This is a genomic window from Allocatenococcus thiocycli (genome assembly GCF_921292965.1).
Lineage (GTDB): Bacteria > Pseudomonadota > Gammaproteobacteria > Enterobacterales > Vibrionaceae > Vibrio > Vibrio natriegens.
Window position 1 is genome coordinate 120991 of the sequence record NZ_CAKLCK010000051.1, and the last position, 18215, is coordinate 139205.

Below are 18215 nucleotides of genomic sequence, written 5' to 3' on the forward strand. Positions count from 1 at the left end.
ATCAATTGCGAGGTGTGGGATGCAAATCAAAGCGTTAGAAACGTACCTTAATACGTTTATGTGCGCGGAAAGTGACTTTCCGTTTGGACCTGAAGCTTTAGTTTTTAAGATCAAAGGGAAAATGTTCGCAATACTTGCCCAAAGAGATGGTCGAGACTACGTCAGTGTAAAAGTAAAACCCGAGGATGGTGAAGTGCTGACTTCTCAGTTCACTGATATCACCCCCGGTTACCATTTGAATAAAAAACACTGGGTCACGGTGTATTTCAATGGAGATGTCGAGGATGGACTTATCCAGGATTTATGTGAACGTTCATACGAGCTTGTCATTGCTAAGTTGACGAAAGCTCAGCGTGCTTCGTTAGGTTTCGCGTAGTTAGAGCACAGATAAATCAGAGTATTGGCAGGAGAAAGTGACGGATATCTTGCTCTTATCACCATGACCGAATTGAATTATTAGCTCGTGTTTCAGAAAAACTCGCGCCTTTATTAAGTACAGGCTATATAAAAAGTATAAGGGCAAAGAGGGAAATGCTATGCGAGCACTATCTGACTGGCTTAAAGCCTATGGGGAAAGTCATCAAAACCCAATCAATCGAAAAATTCACGCGATAGCCGTGCCCGGCATTTATCTTTCTGTCGTTGGGTTAATTTGGTCGATTCCTCAATTGTCTATCGTCGGTTATCAAATAAATTGGGTATGGTTAGCCGTCATTCCTGTTTGGATATTTTATTACCGGTTGTCTCTCAGTGTCTTCATGATGATGCTGGGCTATACATTGGCGTGTATTGGCTTAATCTGGTCATTGGAAGTGCTGCAACTTCCGGTTCTGTATATCTCTTTACTTATTTTTGGTGTTCTCTGGATGTTGCAATTCATCGGGCACAAAATAGAAGGAACCAAGCCTTCATTTTACGAAGACTTACAATTTCTTCTTATTGGCCCTGTCTGGGTGTTTAGAAAGCAATAACCACAACGCATCTGGTTAACCCTGCATGAGCAAAGGCTTGGGTTATATCTTGTTTTGTCACTAGCCTGCATCGCGTCATGCTCTCCATAATGCTGTCCAAAATATTTAGGCTGATCGGCTGGTTTGGACAGCAATGCCTTGTTATTCACACTATGCTTAAAGTGATGTGGCGCACTGAAACCAAGTGGTTATGTGCTGAGTGACAATGTCACGTATGGAGGGGAGATGTATAACCGCGAGCACAAATATAGTTACTGGAAAGAGGAACGTAAAAAAGGCAAATGGCACTACATCTTAAAGTCGTTTTTTATGATTTGTTGTGCGTTGCTGGTCGGTAAAGTAATTGGTTTATTCATTTTTGGCGACTTGCACTCCTTTATGGATATCATTGAACAGTTGCCAGCGGATTTATTTATCATGATGCTGGTGGGATTCCCTATTAGCGTATTAGGTTGGTATCACGAAGAGTCGAAATTTTTTAGAGCGTTAAGGCGAAAAGATAAGCAACTCAAAATGAAGCAGAAAAGTGCCAATCAACAGAAGCAAAACTAGAAAACAAAGTTGAGCATTAACGTATACATGTTGGAATTATCGTCTTCCGGCATTGATGAGAAGGTACCTAACCCATCACCAAACGCCTTAAAATATTGCCATTCTGCATTAAGAGATACGTTGTATGTGATGTCATATCTCAATCCCAAAAGGTAGCTATCTCCGGCTTTATTTTCATGTTCATCGAAGATTTGCCCGTAGACAGTGTACGGTGTGAATTTGTTCCTATTATAACTGGCGGTGGCGTACCAAGTGGTTGAGATATCACTGGTTTGGGCTTCTGCCGCTATAGTGAATCGATCTATTTCATACTTAGCCCCCAACGAATACAGGTCTATCTTTGAGTCATTTTCTGTAAGCGTCAAACGGTCGACCACAATAGTGCCAAGGCCTGGAATGTCTTGTTCGGCGTTCGAAAGAATGGTGGTTTGGTCGTAGTCTCCGTTTAAATAAACAAAGTTCCAGCGATAGCGGTCACCACTTAGCGTCACATTGATGCCAACGACATCATTCACATCCACTTTAAGTTTTGTGTTGTCATTGATGGTGATATCGCTATCGTCTTTGAAGCCTACAAATGGCATAGCAGTAATCATCGCTTTGTCATTGAGGTCATAAAGCCAACGAACTGAAAATCCATTATAGGCCGTGATACCGAGTAAACTATCATACACTTCTGTGGGAGCACGAGCGGGCGTGAGCGCATGCCCGACGTAATAATACTCGGACGCTAAAAATAGGGGCAGCCTTAATCGGCCTGCGTAAATATCGTAGTTTTTGTACGTATAGGCAAGATACGCCCATTCGAGCTGCGGGTCACTCCAGTGATCTTGTGGCCTTTTTACCACTTGTACTGACGAACGCAATGCACCGGAGAAATAATCTAGCTGCACACCAAACGTTGTATCACAATCAAAGCAGCTTTCGTCTTTGATGAATCGGTTGATCAGTAACGGCGTGTGGTTATCTGATCTCGCCCAGGAGGCTGAACCAAACCCACTCAATGAGAGGTTATCTGTTATTTCAATGGTTGCTATGCTCGGAAAAGCCATGCTGGTAAGTAGTATTGTGGTCAGATATTTTTTCATATCAATTCTCCGAGCTTACAACATATAGAATGTGGACGTTAGATGGCAGACTGTTTACAGGTGCGTAGCCAATTCGATTGGGTTGTTCTTGCATCCATGCCAATAGAGCATCGATACTTGGCTGTTCGATGACTTTGGGCGGGCGGGCTTTACCTGAGAACGACAAACTCGCCCAATGTGCGTTCATTTGGGCAAGATTTTTATTAAGAAGGTAGCGATAAAACTCTGTCCGTTCGGTTGACGTTTCTGGCCAGTCAGAAAGCTCAACTCGCTCTCCTTGTAACAGGCTTGTTTTACCTCTGTAGAGTTTTCTTGCCTTGTTTATTGTTAGCGCATCAAACTTTGAATTAAATGAAAAAATGGCGTAGTTATCAGCGGCGTACAAGGGCGCACTCAGGAGCAGAAGATAAACCAGTATCAACGTGCTTGTCGCAAGCAACCAAGAGGAAGGGCGATAACGAGGACCGAGACTCATCATAAGCCGTTAACCTAAATCATCGTTTCGATTTGATGCAGTAGCTTTTCTTTTCTCACTGGTTTTGGCACATAGGCATCCATCCCTGAGTCAAAGCAACGCTGGATATCATCATCTACGACACTGGCGGTTAACGCGATGATGGGGGTTTTTTTAAGCCCGTTTTCCTTTTCAAAAGCACGAATTTGCCTTGTCGCTTCGAACCCGTCCATCACTGGCATCATGCAGTCCATCAATATGACGGCGAAGTTGGAATCTTGCTGGAATTTTTCCACGGCTACCTGGCCATTTTCTGCAATTTCATATTGATAGCCTGCCTTATCCAACAGTAACGACGCCACTTTTTGATTGACTCGGTTGTCTTCTACCAGCAAAACTCGTTCTGTTTTCAGTGACAAAGCATTAATCGTTGGCTCACCCACACGTTGAGCAGGCAAAGGTGAGGTTTCGGTTACGTCTTTTACTTCTGGTATATGCTCGGCGCTCAAAGGTTTCTTAAAGCGAAGACCAAATGCTTTATCCAACTTCGCCTTTAACATGTCGGCTTTAAAGGGTTTTGGAATGTAGTCGTCCATTCCAACAGCTAAGCATTTTTGAATATCATCATCGACCACGCTCGCGGTGAGCGCGATGATCGGGATACGAAAAGGTCGTTGTTCACTGGCTTCAATTTGACGAATGTGTTCGGTTGCTTCAAAACCATCCATTACTGGCATCATACAATCCATCAGTATCAAGCTGTATTGGTGCTTTCTGAACATATCGATGGCTTCCACACCATTCTCAGCAACATCAAAGTTAAACCCCGCTTTAGTCAGGTGCAGGCCTGCTATCTTTTGATTAACGGTGTTATCGTCCACAATCAAGACGTTCGGCAATGTGGGGACGTGAAGGGGAGCAGAATGAAGTGAGTTAGGTTCTGAGAAACTTGCTTCACATCTTTCAAGTGCTGCGAGAAGGCGTTGACCGAGTAGTGGCTGAGTGATAATGACGCTGACCACTTTGCCAAAATCAAATTGGTCACTATGCAAATGTTTAATCAAACAGATGCGAATGTTTTGGTTTTCAAGCCTACGCATATAATCGGATGTTGTGATCGCCACATTGGGTGCGCCCTCAGCGTAAACAATGATGATATTTTCATTGTCGTTAATCCAGGTTGGTAAGGCGCTGAGTTTATTGACCGACTGATGAATGTCGATCTGATAGACGCTCAATTCATCACGGAGTTTCATTTCTAATTCGGCGTCATCACACACAAGCCAAATCTGACTTTGGTTTAACGTATGGTGAGGAGTAAATTGTTGCTGAGCCACCGAGGCGGTCACTTCAAAGAAAAAGCGGCTTCCGCGTCCCTTCGCTGATTCCAGTTGTATCGTTCCTCCCATTAAATCCACAAGTTGAGTACTGATGGCGAGTCCCAGGCCAGTGCCTCCAAATTGTCGTGTTGTAGAGTTATCTTCTTGAGCGAAGGGAGCAAAAATAATTTGTTGCTGTTGCTCATCAATCCCAATGCCAGAGTCTTCAACGGCAAACTCAATGGTGGCGCAAGAGTCGGTGAGCGTCTTAGTGGTAACCGAAAGCCGTACATAACCTTGTTCCGTAAACTTTACTGCGTTGGACATAAAGTTCATGATGACTTGGCGCAAGCGGTGATCGTCAACCATGACATGGTATGGCGTATTTCGGCTGATATTGACTTTTACATCAATGCCTTTTTCTTTCGCTTTAGGGCATATGATGGAGGCGATGTCGTAGATTGACTCGCGAATGCACGTTGAATGTGGACTAATTAAAAGCATACCGGATTCAATTTTAGAAAAATCCAATACGTCATTGATAAGGCCCAGCAACAGTTGTGATGAGGTTTCTATCGTATCGACGTAGTCGCGTTGTACCGCGGTCAGAGCCGTATCTGACAAGACTTCGGAGATGCCAATGACACCATTTAACGGCGTTCGTATTTCGTGTGACATGTTAGCCAGAAAACTGCTTTTGGCTTTACTCGCTTCGATCGCCTCATCTTTTGCTTTTTCTGCGTCTTCTTTCGCTTGGGTTAATTTCAGTTTGGTTTGCTCGCGCTCAAAGCTGAGCTTATCGACTTCACGGGCAAATCTGCTGAGCTCATCTTTGCCTTTTATCAATTCGGATAGCGGTGAATCTGAGTTATAACTCTCGCGAGCAAGGAATTCGAGGACGACATTTAAATTTCCGGTCACTTTACGAATTAGTCGTATCGTCAGGCTAATCACTAAGATAGTAACGAGCGAGATGGCAGCGATAAAGACTAAACGATGCTGAGTTGTTCTGGTGATCGACTGACTGATACTCGCTTGCAGCTGCTGCTCAATTTTGTTGTCGATATCGTGGATGAGAGAGAGACGTTTGTTGAGCGCTTCCAACCCGTCAGAAATTTGTTGAGGGCTGAGCATCTGAAGTTCTTGTTCTTGAAGCAAACTGGTTCGAAACTCTTGGCTTATTCGAAACACATCGTCGGTAAAGGTATCAATGAGCAAGTTGACCTGCTTTTGGTTGGCGTTCAGTGTCACGAAGCGCTCTATCAATAGCTGCTGGTTCTGAACCAGTGACTTAATTTCGTCACGAATATCCGAGTCGTAGTGCTGATCTTGTTCAACTGACTGGATGAGGAAATGGCTAAGTTGATGCTCTTTGGTCGACCAAAACATAAGCCATTCGAGTTGGAGAATAGAAGACAGATCGTTACTGGTTTCATGGCTGATATTATTAAAGTAGATTTGATCTAAGCTCAGAAGGATCTGCTCATAAAGATCCGTTCGCCATTCTATAGCGTCCAGTCGATCATCATTTTCTTTGACAGACAGTAATGAGGCATTCGCTTCTTCAAAGCTCGTCAACAGACTAGAAATTTCGGCATTTGACCCGAAAATCGCAGGCGTCCACTTTTTAAGCTCAAGAGTGAGTCGCTGCGCTTCCTCGGATTTATCGCTAACTTGCGGATTATTAGGTAAGTCGTAAAGGTAGGAGACGATATCGATATAGTCAGTAAATCGTTGTGCTCTATGTAATTCTTGGGCTTGGGTTGAAAGGCGGTGTACGTGCTGGCCTGCCAGTATAAGCAATAGCATAATTGGCAAAAGAACTAAGCCAAATAGTTTTTGCTTTACAGACAAGTTATCCCAGGAAAAAATTCCGCTCACAGTACACTTCCATATTCAAAAGGTTGATATGAAAAGTGTAGTTTATATAACTAAATAGTTAGGCTGGTAAACAGAACTCTGACTAAATAGAGAATAGAAGTGTGACAAGACTTCAAATAGACTCCCTATTAAAACAGGGACTTTCAAACTGATTCATCTGATTTGTTACATTTGGTCGAGTTGTGCTCTGTACCTTTTTTCCAGAGCCTCGTTTCCAGCCACACGTTCTAGCTCAACCATAAGTTGTAATGAGGGCTTTTTTACCCCATACATTTGATTGAATCGCATTAATCGAATTCTGGCATCGGTAAAGTCACCCGACTCTATTTCCAGCTTCGCGAGTTGCAGTATCGATTTTGGTCTGTGAGGATCGTGCTCAATAGCGCGAGTAAAGTAATATCTTGCTTTATCGTTGTCTTTGGATTTAAGAGAGCAGAACGCGGCGTTTTCATAGCTCGCGGGGATCAAATAGTAGTAGGGTTGCTCAATGGCTCGTGTAAACATCAGATCTGCTTTTTTATATTCTCCACGTTTACACAAAAACGTGCCGTAGTTGTTGAGCACGTTACCGTTTTTGGCATGTTGGTTGAGTGACCGTTTATACATTTCCTCGGCTTTTGACTCTTCGCCGACGGACTCGTAATAGTGAGCCATAGAAAGTTGTGCACGGTAGTAGTTAGGTGCGTGAGTAAGCGCTTGTCGCAAATTGTCATGAGCACGGATAGTGCTGCCACCTTCCAGATAACCCAAGCCGAGAGCGATACGGGACTCTGCCATAGCGATAGGGTCGGGCTTAACGATCGGAGAGCCGTCTTCTTTTACGGTAACGCATCCCAGCAGTGAAAATTGAGTTATCAGCAAAAGTGTGCCCAGCTTAATCGTTTTCATTTCTCGTCCCTGTATCCCTAAATCTCACAGCATGATAAGAATTGCGAGATAAAAACCTATTGACGAAAAATTACTATGCGAGCGGGTTTGCAATCTGATATGAAAAAGCCGCCATATGGCGGCTCGGTTCACAAAGTTAACGCATTGGATTAGTCATCTTTAGTGAAAGCAGACTCACTGAAATGGTCAAGATCGTACGGTGTTTGTTGGTAAACACAATAGTTTAGCCAGTTTGCGAACAGCAAGTGACCATGGCTTCTCCAGCTTGCACTCGGAACATTGTCTGGATTATTGTTCGGGTAGTAATTCACCGGAATTGCTGGCTCCATTCCTTCGCCCAAATCACGAATGTACTCATTGTGGAGAGTATGAGAGTCATATTCAGGGTGGCCCGTCACAAATACGTTTCGTTTGTCTTTGGTTGTCGCTAGGTAAACGCCAGCCACATCTGAAGTCGCTAAGATATCCAGGTCCGTATGTTCCTCAAGGAAGTGAGGTGAAAAGTCTGCATAGCGAGAATGCGGAGCCAAAAACGTGTCATCAAAGCCGCGTAATATTGGATGATACTGGTTATGAATTTGATGGTGGTAAACACCTGAAAGCTTCTCTTTACGCGTCTTTTTAGGCAGGTCATAAAGTAACTTTAACCCGGCTTGAGCTGCCCAACATACGTAAAGGGTAGAGGTGACATGATCTTTAGCCCACTCCATGATTGTTTTTAAATGGTCCCAATAAAGCACATCTTCAAACTGTACTAGGCCAAGTGGCGCGCCTGTGATAATTAAGCCATCAAAGTTTTTATTTTTAACCATCTCAAATTGACGATAAAAATTGTCCAGATGTTCGGTAGGCGTATTTTTACTCGGGCGATCATCAATCCGCAATAATTCGACATTGACTTGCAAAGGACTGTTTGAAAGCAAACGCAAAAACTGCGTTTCAGTCTCAATTTTTTTAGGCATCAAATTCAGAATCAGTACTCGCAACGGACGTATTTCCTGACTAGCCGCTCGAGTCTCACTCATCACGAAGATGTTCTCTGTCCTTAGTATGTCAGTTGCTGGTAATTGATCTGGAATTCTAATTGGCACGACTTTCTCTCCCTAATTCTAGTCATCTAGACGTCTATACATCTAAAGCTAACTCAAATCGTTATAGATGTCGATACGAAATGTGACTTAAAACAAGTTTAATGCCTGCGCATTGATCTGAACAATAAATACATCTGCGCTTTTCGTGTCTGGTATACCTTCATGGCCGGCTAATTGTGACTAAATCAGAAGTTTTGATGAGACATCATTGAAACACAGTGAACTGTATTTGAAGGTCATTATGTGATCACGCTAATATGGCTTTGTTGACTGAGTAAGCAAAATTCGAGTCATGTAAAACTTATCCATCTCAAAATAATACTGTGGTTTGCAGTTTGAGATGAATCGTCATTGGAGGACACCATGTTCGGTATTTTTAAGCGAAAAACGAAAATCCAGAGCATCGCTCAAGAAGTTCCCAGTTTACTGCTCAGCATGTTTGGCGATAAAAGCACTTATGCGCCCGATGAAATTGATATTGCCTTGCTGCAACTTGGTTACGATAAGCAGAAAGATATCCACCATCACCAATATGCTTATGGCATGTTCAGTAGTGAATCGAGTTATCGACAGCTGGGTTTAATCGATGAGCTTGGAGACTACAGACACTTTCAGCGTGAGGTTGGGAAGATGCTACTTAATACTCCTGAGCCTATTGATATGCATATCTATTTTGTTATCTCTCAGGAGCATCACAAAGCGGCTAATACGCTACATTAATGCTTTCACTGTGCCGCGACTATTTTCAATAGCGTGGCACAGTTTTCTAGCTTGTTTTTCCAACACATTTTTCTAACACCTTTCTTTATCGTCCTTTCGAAAGCGTATGCGCTGCATTTTCGGGTAGGAAAATTCTATTTATTCAAAAGTTCATGAAAGTATGTAGGTAATTTACTCTAACCAATGTTAACGTGCTCAAATCTTTTGTCGCCTTTACAATTTAATTCGAAGTCAGTTTGGGTTCCCTGTGTAGTGTGTCGAAGATCCATAAAATACCCGCGCTTTAACTTTTTTTGAAGTGCAAACAATGATAAACGTTTATGCAATTATCATTAACTTTAATTACTTATAGATGGGCACATCTGGCGATTCTTTCATGAACAAACAAAAAGAGCCTGTTTTCGAGGCTCGGTTCCTAATGCCTCGGTACTGGGGAACTCTACTCATCATCGGGGTGATGTATTTACTTAGCCTTCTTCCTTTCAAATTTCAGTTATTCCTGGGACGTAACATTGGCCGTTTGGCCATGCGATTAATGAAAAAGCGTCAGGTCACCATTCGTCGCAATTTAGAACTCTGTTTCCCGAAGATGGACGAGAGCAAACGAGAAGCGATACTGAAGGCCAACATCGATAATTCTGGCATTGCACTGTTTGAGACAGCGATGGCTTGGTTCTGGTCGGATCGCAGGGTTAATAAACACGTAACGATAAAAGGGATGGAACACCTAGAAGCGTTAGAAAAGGACGGCAAAGGGGTGCTGATGCTTGCCGTTCATTCCATGAACTTAGAGCTGGGTGCACGTGCATTTGGCATTCAAAAATCTGGAATGGGTGTTTATCGACCGAATAACAACCCTTGTTTTGACTATTTTCAGTACAAGGGTCGTTCGCGTTCTAATCGTACTTTGATCGATCGTAAAAATGTTAGAGGAATGCTGGACGCATTGAATTCCGGCAAGCGTGTTTGGTATGCGCCTGACCATGATTATGGAACCAGAAGATCGACCTTTGCGCCTTTGTTTGCTGTCAAAAACGCCTGTACCACAACAGGCACCAGTTTACTTGTTGATGCAACAGATTGTGCGATTGTGCCGTTTACCATGGTAAGAGGGGATGATGGCCATTACACATTAACGATCAGGGAGCCAGTTGACGGATTTCCTAAAGGTGATACCAGAAACGCGGCGATTTTTATCAATAAAATTGTTGAAGAGTCGATTATGGCTAGCCCTAGTCAATACATGTGGTTACACCGCCGATTTAAAACCAGACCGCAAGGTGAAGATTGTTTGTACAAACCTCAGTTAATCCCTGCGATGAGTTAGTGAATCGTTTTTAGCTGTTAATGCCAAGTAGTGGTTTAACATTTTGAAGCCCCCAATAGTTCACGATTATTGGGGGCTTTTTATTTGGATAAGTGAAACTATACGGGGATTGAGCCTCTTTTTTCTCGATAGGCTAGATCACTGAGGCCGTCATTTGTAACCTGTTTAATCTGCTATTTTTTTTACATTCATTGGGTTGTATAGTGAATGTACTAAGCTTTTCTAACAATCCGTTTTTATCAAGCCAACACCAAGAATCGAGAACTATGCCCTATGTTTGACGAGTTAGCTTTTGCCGGGCTTCTGTTTAGTCCGTTGGTGGTTTTTATGCCTCTTGCTTTTTTACTGTCATGGAGTACGCGTTTTGTGCTGCATAAATCAGGCTTATACGCAAAACTGTGGAAGGCACCTTGGTTTGAAGTCAGCTTGTATGTCTGCTATCTCGCGTTAGTCATTTATCTATTTGGGAGCTAATCATCTATGGGAAAATTCGTTCGCATCTCCCTCACACTTACGACTTTGGTTATTGCCGTTATTCTTGGCCATTGGATTTGGCAACATTATCTGTATTCGCCTTGGACCCGTGATGGACGAATAAGGGCTCACGTGATAACGATTGCTCCGGATGTTTCTGGTTGGGTTAATGATGTTGAGGTCAGTGACAATCAGGATGTCAAAAAAGGCGATGTTATTTTCACCGTTGACGATGCTCGCTATAAAGCGGCGATAGCCGAGCTGGAAGCTCAGGTTGAAAATAAAAAATATGCATGGGAATTAGCAAAACATCAGTACTCACGTCGTGAGACATTAACCAATAAGCAATTGATTAGTGAAGAAACGGCGGAAAGCGCTCGTATCACTACGGAACTCGCCAAGTCCAATTACAAACTGGCGCAGGCCCAACTTGCCAGTGCCCAAATCAACCTAGATCGTACCGTTATCAAAGCGCCAGCGGATGGCAGTATCATCAATTTGACTCTTCGCGTTGGTAATTATGTCAGTCAGGGTAAATCCGTACTTTCATTAGTCAAAGCGAACTCTTTTTATGTGACGGGGTATTTTGAAGAAACAAAAATTCCACTGATCAAACTTGGCCAGAAGGCAAAGATCACCCTAATGAGTGGCGGTAAAGCATTAACCGGAACGGTTACGAGTATTGGTGACGCGATTGCTGACAGTAACACGACCGCTAACAGCCAATTGCTACCTCAGGTTCAGCAGACCTTTAACTGGGTCCGTTTAGCGCAACGAATCCCGGTGGATATCCAATTGGATGATTACCCTGATGATTTAAATCTTAGTGCCGGGATGACCGTTTCTATTCATTTAGATGAGAACATGCAGTAACCATGCAAGCACTGTTTAATAGTCTAATTTCCCCTGACAAACAGGCGATAAAGTTTGCTATCAAAGGCGTGATTGCGATGGCGCTGTCTCTGTACATCGCCATGTTTCTGAATCTGGACCGACCGTATTGGGCGTTAATTGGTGCGGTATTTCTGCAAATCCGCCCTGAGGGTGGTCTGGTTGTTGAAAAAGGCATGTACCAGATTATCGGCACATTGGTTGGCGGGTTTGTCGGTATCACGATTCTTCAATGGTTCGCACCTTACCCTGAAATAGCACTCGGCTTATTGGCGCTCTGGTTGGGCATCAACTCTGGGCTATCAGCAATGGTGCGCCGCCAGAATTTAGTCTACGCCTTTGCGATGGCTGGCATGACAGCGTGTTTAGTCTGTTTGCTTGTTATGATTCAGCCAGAGATTGCGAGCAGCCAGCGCGTTTTCGACATTGCTCAGGCCCGAATAAGTGAGATAGTCATTGGTGTTATCTGTGCGACTCTGGTCAGTAAATTGATTTGGCCAGTGAAAGTGAAAGATGGCCTGGTAGTCAACGCGAGGAACGTGATTAACCAGACGTTAGACTATTTAGTCATTGAGCTGGATAAAAATGGTACTCACCAGGAACGTCACCAGACAATCGATAGTATACTCGAATCGGTGACGGCTCTGAGTGATGACTCTAGTGCAGTGAGCTTTGAAGGGCCGGAAGGTTTAGGCCAAAGCAGAGCTGCCAATGCGATTGGTAATAGCGTGTTGTCGCTATTGGCTCTGGTGCAGATATTCGGGCGTTTACAACGTCGCCATCCGGAGCTTGTCGGCGAGGTTCTTGAGCCAGTACTGGACTCGATGCGGATGAGCTTTACGCAAATAGCAACCTCAAGAGATTATGATGAGTGCTACGCTATTGTCCAGTCACTGCGCCGCAAGCAGATGGAATATGCCAATCAGGTTAGTGAGAAAACGCCGCTGCAAAAACGGTTACTTAAGATTGCTCTTGAGTTGAGTGCTGAGTTGATTGTTTTGCTGAAAGGTTATGCAAAGTTATCCAGCAAAGAGACAATCAATTTGAATGCACCGAGTTTTCAAAGCCATCGTGATCCGTTGGTCGGAATTTCTACCGGGCTTCGCAGTGTGTTGCTATTTCTGGTTGGCGCTGGGCTCTGGGTGGGGACGGGCTCATCCTCGGTCATGATGATTATGATACTGCCTGTGGTATTTTCTATTATGATGGCTCGCTTACCGATGGCTATTCTTACCACAGTATTGAAGCGGTTATTGGTCGGTATTGTTATCGCCTTACCATTGGCCATTTTTTCTGCACTACCGTTAGTCGCGGCAAGCAGTAAAGATTTTGAGCTGCTAGTGCTCATACTGGCTGGTCCATACTTTTTAGGTCTGCTGGCGTTAGCGAATCGAGCAACCTTACCGTACGGTCTTGGTATCTGTATCCCGTTTACTACCTTCGTTATGCCGAGTACAGATATGACCCGGGCACTAACCATTAACACGACGATCAGTAATGGAATGGCCATTTTTGTTGGTGTAACGGTGCTTTACTGGATTTTTAAATTAGTCACAGGCCCAAGTTTACCACTCATGCAGTCGCGCCTGATGAAAGCGACTCAACGTGATCTTATTGATATGGATAAGCACGCCGCGCCAGAGCAGTGGTTCAATGCGCGAATGGGGGATCGGTTATTAAGAATTTCGACTTATGATAAAGCACTCAGTTCAGAGAGAAACGTTACAGACCTGGCGTTAACCGGATTAAATTTTGGTCATGTTTCCATGCGATTGCATCGTATTATTCGAAGAGTCGCAGATAATCAATTGGATTCATCTTTGAAATTCTGGCAGGAGGCGCTGGCGAATGCGTACCTTAGCGCTTTTCATGGTAAAGAAGACCCGAGGTTTCAGCTTGCCAATGAATCACTGTTGTCGAGACTGGATGAATTTGGTTTTTTGCAGGAACAGAAAGACATACTGACTGGTATGTGTGAACGCATTCAACTGACTCTAGAACGTAGCGCACAAGCCATCGCGGCAGAAAAAGCCTAACTAGAGATGTGTAAGGCAAAGGACATCATTGGATGTCCTTTGTTAGTTAGGAGGACTTTTACTCTCAAATTACTACCGGCCTGATTTTGTAAACGCGATATCGGCGCAGATGATGTTTCAGGCTTTGTTGCCGTCAACTAGTCCGATAGGTTTACGTCAGAATTGTATGGGTTTTATGTTTAACTCGTCGGCGTTTACCAATAACCTGTAAATCAGTTCCGTCGTTTCTGCAGGTTGGCTGATTTTTCGACAATACTCGATCACCGGCCCGCAGATTTCGTTTACTTCCAAACTACGACCACGTTCCATATCAACTTGCATGGAAGTTTTGATGTCGCCAAAATTGCTGATTAAATCAAACATTTCTTCTACATCAGCAGCGGATATTTTTACGCCTGCCACATTTGCAGCGCGAGCCGTTTCTTCCATCATGTTGCGAACGGTACGACTTAAAATAGGGTCTGTAGTTACAAAACCTGTTTTTTGAGCCGTCAATGCGGTCAGAGGATTGACACCATTATTCAAAACGAGTTTTCGCCATAGCGCATAACGGACATCTTCATAAAGACGAGTCTGTATGCCTGCACCGTTAAAAACAGCCTCTAATGTATGACAAAGCTCAGCCATTGCTGGATTACTTTCTGTATGCGGCCACGCGCCAAACTCGATTTGTCCCGCTCCTTGTACTTTTACATGTCCCGGACTTTCAATATGGCCACTGATATAATTTCCTAACCCACCAATTGTTCTTTCGCGTCCCACTTGCAGCTCAATGTGTTCCTCATTGGTTACTCCGTTTTGAATGGACAACACAGGCGTGCTTCCCTGTGCTAACCAAGGCTTCATTTCATCAAGCATTGAACTTGTTGCGCCACTTTTTGCGCCAAGGATTAACAAATCAAAATGGTCACAAGAATAGCCTTGACATAATCCTGCCACGTCAGTGCTTTCAACCGAAGAATGATACTGAAAGTCAGGGTGCTCCAGATGCAGTCCATTAGTTTGTAATGCTTCTAAGTGCTCACCCCTTGCAACTAATACACATTCATGGCCAGCATCAATGAGTCGGGCTGCAAAATAACAACCGATGCCTCCTGCACCTAACATCGCAAATTTCATGGTATTTCCTTTTTACTAACGCTGTTGTATTTGTAATTTCAGTATTTTTTCTGAATCGATTTTCATCTAGATCATCGACCACCAGAAAGCTTCGGCGTACGCCATTTTATTGGGGTGGAGAGTCAGTATTTGGCTCAAGCCTAATGTAATTTCTGAGTTAGGTGCCCAGTCGGACACCTAACTACTGGCTCTTATAAATATCGATTGACCAAGTGATGTTTGAAGTGGGTTGGATTCAGAGTTTCACCTGTCGCTTGTTGCACTAACTCTTCCGTTGTGAAGAGACTGCCTTTGCTCCAGATATTATCTGACAGCCAAGTGAAGATAGGGCTTAAATCACCACTTTGGATAGCACCGTCAACGTCCACCGTTTTCTTCATCGCCGCCATGAACTGAGCCGCATACATCGCACCTAATGTGTAACTTGGGAAGTACCCGAATGCGCCATCGGTCCAGTGGATATCTTGCATGCAGCCGTTTTTGTAGTTGTCTTTGGTTGATAAGCCCAAGTAGGCCTGCATCTTTTGATCCCACAACTCAGGGACGTCGGTATGCTTGATTACACCATTCATCAAGTCACGTTCGATCTCGTAACGCAAGATAACGTGAGCAGGGTAGGTCATCTCATCGGCATCGACACGGATGAAGTCTTTCTTCACTCGCGTGTACAGCTTTTGGAAATTGTCTTGAGAGAATAACTTAGGATCGTGATCGGTGAAGTGAGCGCCAGCAAGACGTGCTAAGTGCTCAATAAACGCATTACTACGACCAATCTGCATCTCAAAGAACAAAGATTGAGATTCGTGAATTCCCATAGAACGAGCCTGACCAGACGGTAACCCAGCCAGAGATTTCGGCAAGCCTTGCTCATATCGAGCATGACCTGTCTCGTGAACAATACCCATCAGAGATTGAACAAACTCGCTTTCATCATAGCGTGTGGTGATACGAACATCAGTGGGAACGCCACCACAAAATGGGTGGACACTTTCGTCGAGTCGGCCATGTTCGAAATCGAATTGCAGAAGCTTCATCACATCCAAGCCCAGGGCTTTTTGTGTATCACTCGAGAAGGTACCTTTAGGCTCAATGAAATTCTCAGCAGATTGCTTTTCGATCGCTTGGTTAATCATTTCTGGAAGCCAAGTTTTTACGTCGCTGAATAAAGCGTCTAATGATGCAGTGGTTGTGCCCGGTTCATAAATATCAAGCATTGCATCATAAGCGGAAAGACCAGTTACTTCAGCGCGGATTTGGGCTTCTTCCTGAGACAGTTTGACGACTTCTGCCCAGTTCTTTTCAAAACCTTGCCAATCATTTTCACCACGTTGAGTACGCCAGGCATGTTCACACTTAGAACCCGCTAGCGATTTTGCTTGCACCAAATCTTCTGGCAGAACATTCGCTTGCTGCCAGTTACGTTTTAGCTCGCGAAGCGTCGCGCTATCTTGAGCGTTTAGCGTCTCTTGCTCTGCCTGCGCAAACCAGTCTGCGAGTTGTGGCTGCGTTTGTAAGTTATGCATATGAACATACAACTCTGCCATGGCTTCTGAGCGAGCCTGACTGCCACCGTTTGGCATAACCGCCGCTTGGTCCCAGCCGCAGATTGCCGCGAGGTGTTGAAAGTTTGAGAGTTTTAATGAGTGTTTTTTGAGTTTTTCGAATGCGCTCATGTGCCGCCTTCCATGACTATAGAAAACAAAAGTTTACCAACCCTACAAAGGCTTACCAAGTTATTCACGCAGAAAGTTGGATTTATTCCAATTTGTTTTATCAACATCTGTGAAAGGATTTTACGGGTAAGCAATCAAAATTCATTGAAATGACAGCGTAAATATGACAATAAAGGAGAAGTTTCTCTCTTTGCTTGGTGGATGTAAGCTTGATACAAAATTTTGAAGCGTTTTTAATCGCTATAACCATACTGACGCTCACTCCGGGATTGGACACCGCGTTAGTCATTCGTAATTCGTCACGCGGTGGATTTACTGATGGAGCGGTCACTAGCCTTGGTATTTGCCTTGGGTTATTTGTTCACGCGACATTTTCCGCGATCGGTATTTCTGCGATCCTTGCCCAGTCTGCAGAATTGTTCCATATGGTTAAAATGGTCGGTGCGGCTTACCTTATCTATTTAGGCTTTACGACGCTGAAAGGGTTATGGAACAATACGGCAGCACCGCAAGATGCTTCTAGGGGAATTACCCGTCACGAATTCAGCTTCTCTCGTTCATTGAGAGAGGGATTTTTGTCTAATGTTTTAAACCCGAAAACTGCGGTTTTCTATCTCGCATTCTTACCACAGTTCATCAATCCGGAAGGCTCGGCGTTTTTACAGTCGACCTTTATGGCGGCAATCCATTTTGTTATCGCCATGGTTTGGCAATGTGGTTTGGCAGGGGCGTTAACATCGGCTAAAAACTTACTGAAAAGCGCACGTTTCATGAACTGGATGGAAGGCACGACTGGTGTAGTGCTGGTGGGGCTTGGCATTAAGTTGATGTTAGAAGACAAGTAGTCTTCATACAGGTAAGTGAAAGAGCGACTGGTTAGTCGCTCTTTTTTATTCTGGTTACTGCATTTGTTCACTTTTTAGCTCAGCGAGCAGTTCATAAGAACGCAGTTTTTTCTCGTGATCAAAGATAATCGAGTGGGCAATGATTTCGTCCGCTTGAGTACGTTCTAACAGCGAGTTGAGTTTCTCCAATACAAGGGCTTTGTCACCGTGAATCGACTCTCTGAGCTGATGAGTGACCTGATGCTTTTCATGTGGTTGCCAGAGCTGATCCATGTCGGTAACAGGGGCAGGAATTTTACCTTGGCCACCGCGAATCAACTGCAAGAATTTCTGATATTCCGTCGTCGCTAAATAATTGGCCTCTTCAGTGGTCTCGGCGTAGGGCATGCATGGTCGGGTAGTCGGTTCCTGGCGCTCGTCCTAGTCCGAGGTCAATACGCCCCGGATACAGAGCTTCTAATGTGCCAAACTGCTCTGCAATGACTAAAGGCGCGTGATTTGGAAGCATGACGCCACCAGAACCAAGACGAATGCTTTGAGTTTGAGCGCCAATATGACTCATCAGCACTGAAGTCGCTGCACTGGCTATGTCTGGCATGTTGTGATGCTCTGCCAGCCAAAAACGGTGGTAGCCCAGTTTTTCTGCATGTTGGGCTAGGGATACCGACTTTTTATAGGTTTCCGTATAGTTGGAGCCTTCTGCAACGGGCGCTAGATCTAAGATGGAGATTCGTGGGAATGGCATATGACCTCAGAGTTTCTTTCTTCGTTCATATAAAGTGGAGCCTTTGTAGTACGAAATAAACCCCTAATTCGTCAATGAAACGCAATCAGGGTATCACTAAGGAAAATGGTTAGAAGAAAACCGCTTGGTAATCAAACCAAT

The 18215-nt window shown here is 44.1% G+C and carries 18 protein-coding genes; 9 read left to right on the forward strand and 9 right to left on the reverse strand.

All coding sequences use genetic code 11. The annotated features are described in order from the left end of the window. The first annotated feature begins 19 nt into the window (after nucleotides 1-19). The 3 genes from L9Q40_RS21330 to L9Q40_RS21340 all read left to right on the forward strand — a co-directional run bounded on the left by L9Q40_RS21330 (nucleotide 20) and on the right by L9Q40_RS21340 (nucleotide 1523). Nucleotides 20-376 carry an MmcQ/YjbR family DNA-binding protein gene (locus L9Q40_RS21330; RefSeq protein WP_409390911.1) on the forward strand — a complete coding sequence of 119 codons (357 nt, stop codon included), beginning with the start codon at nucleotides 20-22 and terminating at the stop codon, nucleotides 374-376. A 160-nt stretch (nucleotides 377-536) separates the two neighbouring features. After that, complete coding sequence (locus tag L9Q40_RS21335) at nucleotides 537-971, forward strand: Mpo1 family 2-hydroxy fatty acid dioxygenase (protein ID WP_243974059.1); 435 nt, start codon at nucleotides 537-539, stop codon at nucleotides 969-971. Nucleotides 972-1196: 225 nt separating this feature from the next. Next, nucleotides 1197-1523, forward strand: coding sequence for a hypothetical protein (locus tag L9Q40_RS21340; RefSeq protein ID WP_020336389.1), 327 nt, complete (start codon nucleotides 1197-1199; stop codon nucleotides 1521-1523). On the opposite strand, the gene L9Q40_RS21345 is transcribed toward L9Q40_RS21340, so the two are convergent. From L9Q40_RS21345 to metA, 5 genes are all read right to left on the reverse strand, one after another. Beyond that, nucleotides 1520-2611, reverse strand: a complete 1092-nt coding sequence (locus L9Q40_RS21345; RefSeq protein WP_498794561.1) for an outer membrane protein — start codon at nucleotides 2609-2611, stop codon at nucleotides 1520-1522. The genes L9Q40_RS21340 and L9Q40_RS21345 overlap by 4 nt on opposite strands. Nucleotide 2612: 1 nt before the next feature. Continuing rightward, the gene (locus L9Q40_RS21350; RefSeq protein WP_498794563.1) at nucleotides 2613-3089 is read right to left on the reverse strand and encodes a hypothetical protein; all 477 of its coding nucleotides are present in this window, start codon (nucleotides 3087-3089) and stop codon (nucleotides 2613-2615) included. An 11-nt stretch (nucleotides 3090-3100) separates the two neighbouring features. Then, nucleotides 3101-6265: a response regulator gene (locus L9Q40_RS21355; RefSeq protein WP_498794564.1), complete on the reverse strand. Its 3165-nt coding sequence runs from the start codon at nucleotides 6263-6265 to the stop codon at nucleotides 3101-3103. A 165-nt stretch (nucleotides 6266-6430) separates the two neighbouring features. Further along, nucleotides 6431-7153 (reverse strand): type IV pilus biogenesis/stability protein PilW, encoded by a 723-nt coding sequence (gene pilW, locus L9Q40_RS21360; RefSeq protein ID WP_498794565.1) that lies wholly within the window; start codon nucleotides 7151-7153, stop codon nucleotides 6431-6433. Nucleotides 7154-7302: 149 nt separating this feature from the next. After that, a complete protein-coding gene (gene metA, locus L9Q40_RS21365) occupies nucleotides 7303-8244 on the reverse strand; it encodes a homoserine O-acetyltransferase MetA (protein ID WP_014232008.1) in 942 nt (313 codons plus the stop codon). A gap of 363 nt (nucleotides 8245-8607) precedes the next feature. Between metA and L9Q40_RS21370 the strand changes: the two genes are divergently transcribed. The 5 genes from L9Q40_RS21370 to L9Q40_RS21390 all read left to right on the forward strand — a co-directional run bounded on the left by L9Q40_RS21370 (nucleotide 8608) and on the right by L9Q40_RS21390 (nucleotide 13692). Continuing rightward, nucleotides 8608-8964: a DUF6559 family protein gene (locus L9Q40_RS21370; protein WP_014232007.1), complete on the forward strand. Its 357-nt coding sequence runs from the start codon at nucleotides 8608-8610 to the stop codon at nucleotides 8962-8964. 376 nt (nucleotides 8965-9340) lie between these two features. Continuing rightward, a complete protein-coding gene (locus L9Q40_RS21375; RefSeq protein WP_434170446.1) occupies nucleotides 9341-10291 on the forward strand; it encodes an LpxL/LpxP family Kdo(2)-lipid IV(A) lauroyl/palmitoleoyl acyltransferase in 951 nt (316 codons plus the stop codon). A gap of 273 nt (nucleotides 10292-10564) precedes the next feature. Then, entirely contained in the window at nucleotides 10565-10765 is a 201-nt protein-coding gene (locus L9Q40_RS21380) for a DUF1656 domain-containing protein (protein WP_014232005.1), read from the forward strand. 6 nt (nucleotides 10766-10771) lie between these two features. Beyond that, complete coding sequence (locus tag L9Q40_RS21385) at nucleotides 10772-11638, forward strand: efflux RND transporter periplasmic adaptor subunit (protein WP_014232004.1); 867 nt, start codon at nucleotides 10772-10774, stop codon at nucleotides 11636-11638. 2 nt (nucleotides 11639-11640) lie between these two features. Beyond that, nucleotides 11641-13692, forward strand: coding sequence for an FUSC family protein (locus tag L9Q40_RS21390; RefSeq protein ID WP_498794567.1), 2052 nt, complete (start codon nucleotides 11641-11643; stop codon nucleotides 13690-13692). Between the two features lie 156 nt (nucleotides 13693-13848). Here L9Q40_RS21390 and L9Q40_RS21395 read toward each other — a convergent pair whose 3' ends face one another. Beyond that, the gene (locus L9Q40_RS21395) at nucleotides 13849-14811 is read right to left on the reverse strand and encodes a ketopantoate reductase family protein (RefSeq protein WP_498794568.1); all 963 of its coding nucleotides are present in this window, start codon (nucleotides 14809-14811) and stop codon (nucleotides 13849-13851) included. Between the two features lie 191 nt (nucleotides 14812-15002). Continuing rightward, nucleotides 15003-16484 carry a carboxypeptidase M32 gene (locus L9Q40_RS21400; protein ID WP_330470272.1) on the reverse strand — a complete coding sequence of 494 codons (1482 nt, stop codon included), beginning with the start codon at nucleotides 16482-16484 and terminating at the stop codon, nucleotides 15003-15005. 209 nt (nucleotides 16485-16693) lie between these two features. Between L9Q40_RS21400 and L9Q40_RS21405 the strand changes: the two genes are divergently transcribed. Beyond that, nucleotides 16694-17329: a LysE family translocator gene (locus tag L9Q40_RS21405; protein ID WP_024373076.1), complete on the forward strand. Its 636-nt coding sequence runs from the start codon at nucleotides 16694-16696 to the stop codon at nucleotides 17327-17329. A gap of 54 nt (nucleotides 17330-17383) precedes the next feature. On the opposite strand, the gene L9Q40_RS21410 is transcribed toward L9Q40_RS21405, so the two are convergent. Then, nucleotides 17384-17716, reverse strand: a complete 333-nt coding sequence (locus L9Q40_RS21410; protein WP_498794569.1) for a hypothetical protein — start codon at nucleotides 17714-17716, stop codon at nucleotides 17384-17386. Then, nucleotides 17694-18074 carry an MsnO8 family LLM class oxidoreductase gene (locus L9Q40_RS21415; RefSeq protein ID WP_498794570.1) on the reverse strand — a complete coding sequence of 127 codons (381 nt, stop codon included), beginning with the start codon at nucleotides 18072-18074 and terminating at the stop codon, nucleotides 17694-17696. The genes L9Q40_RS21410 and L9Q40_RS21415 overlap by 23 nt, the downstream gene beginning before the upstream one ends. Between the last annotated feature and the right edge of the window lie 141 nt (nucleotides 18075-18215).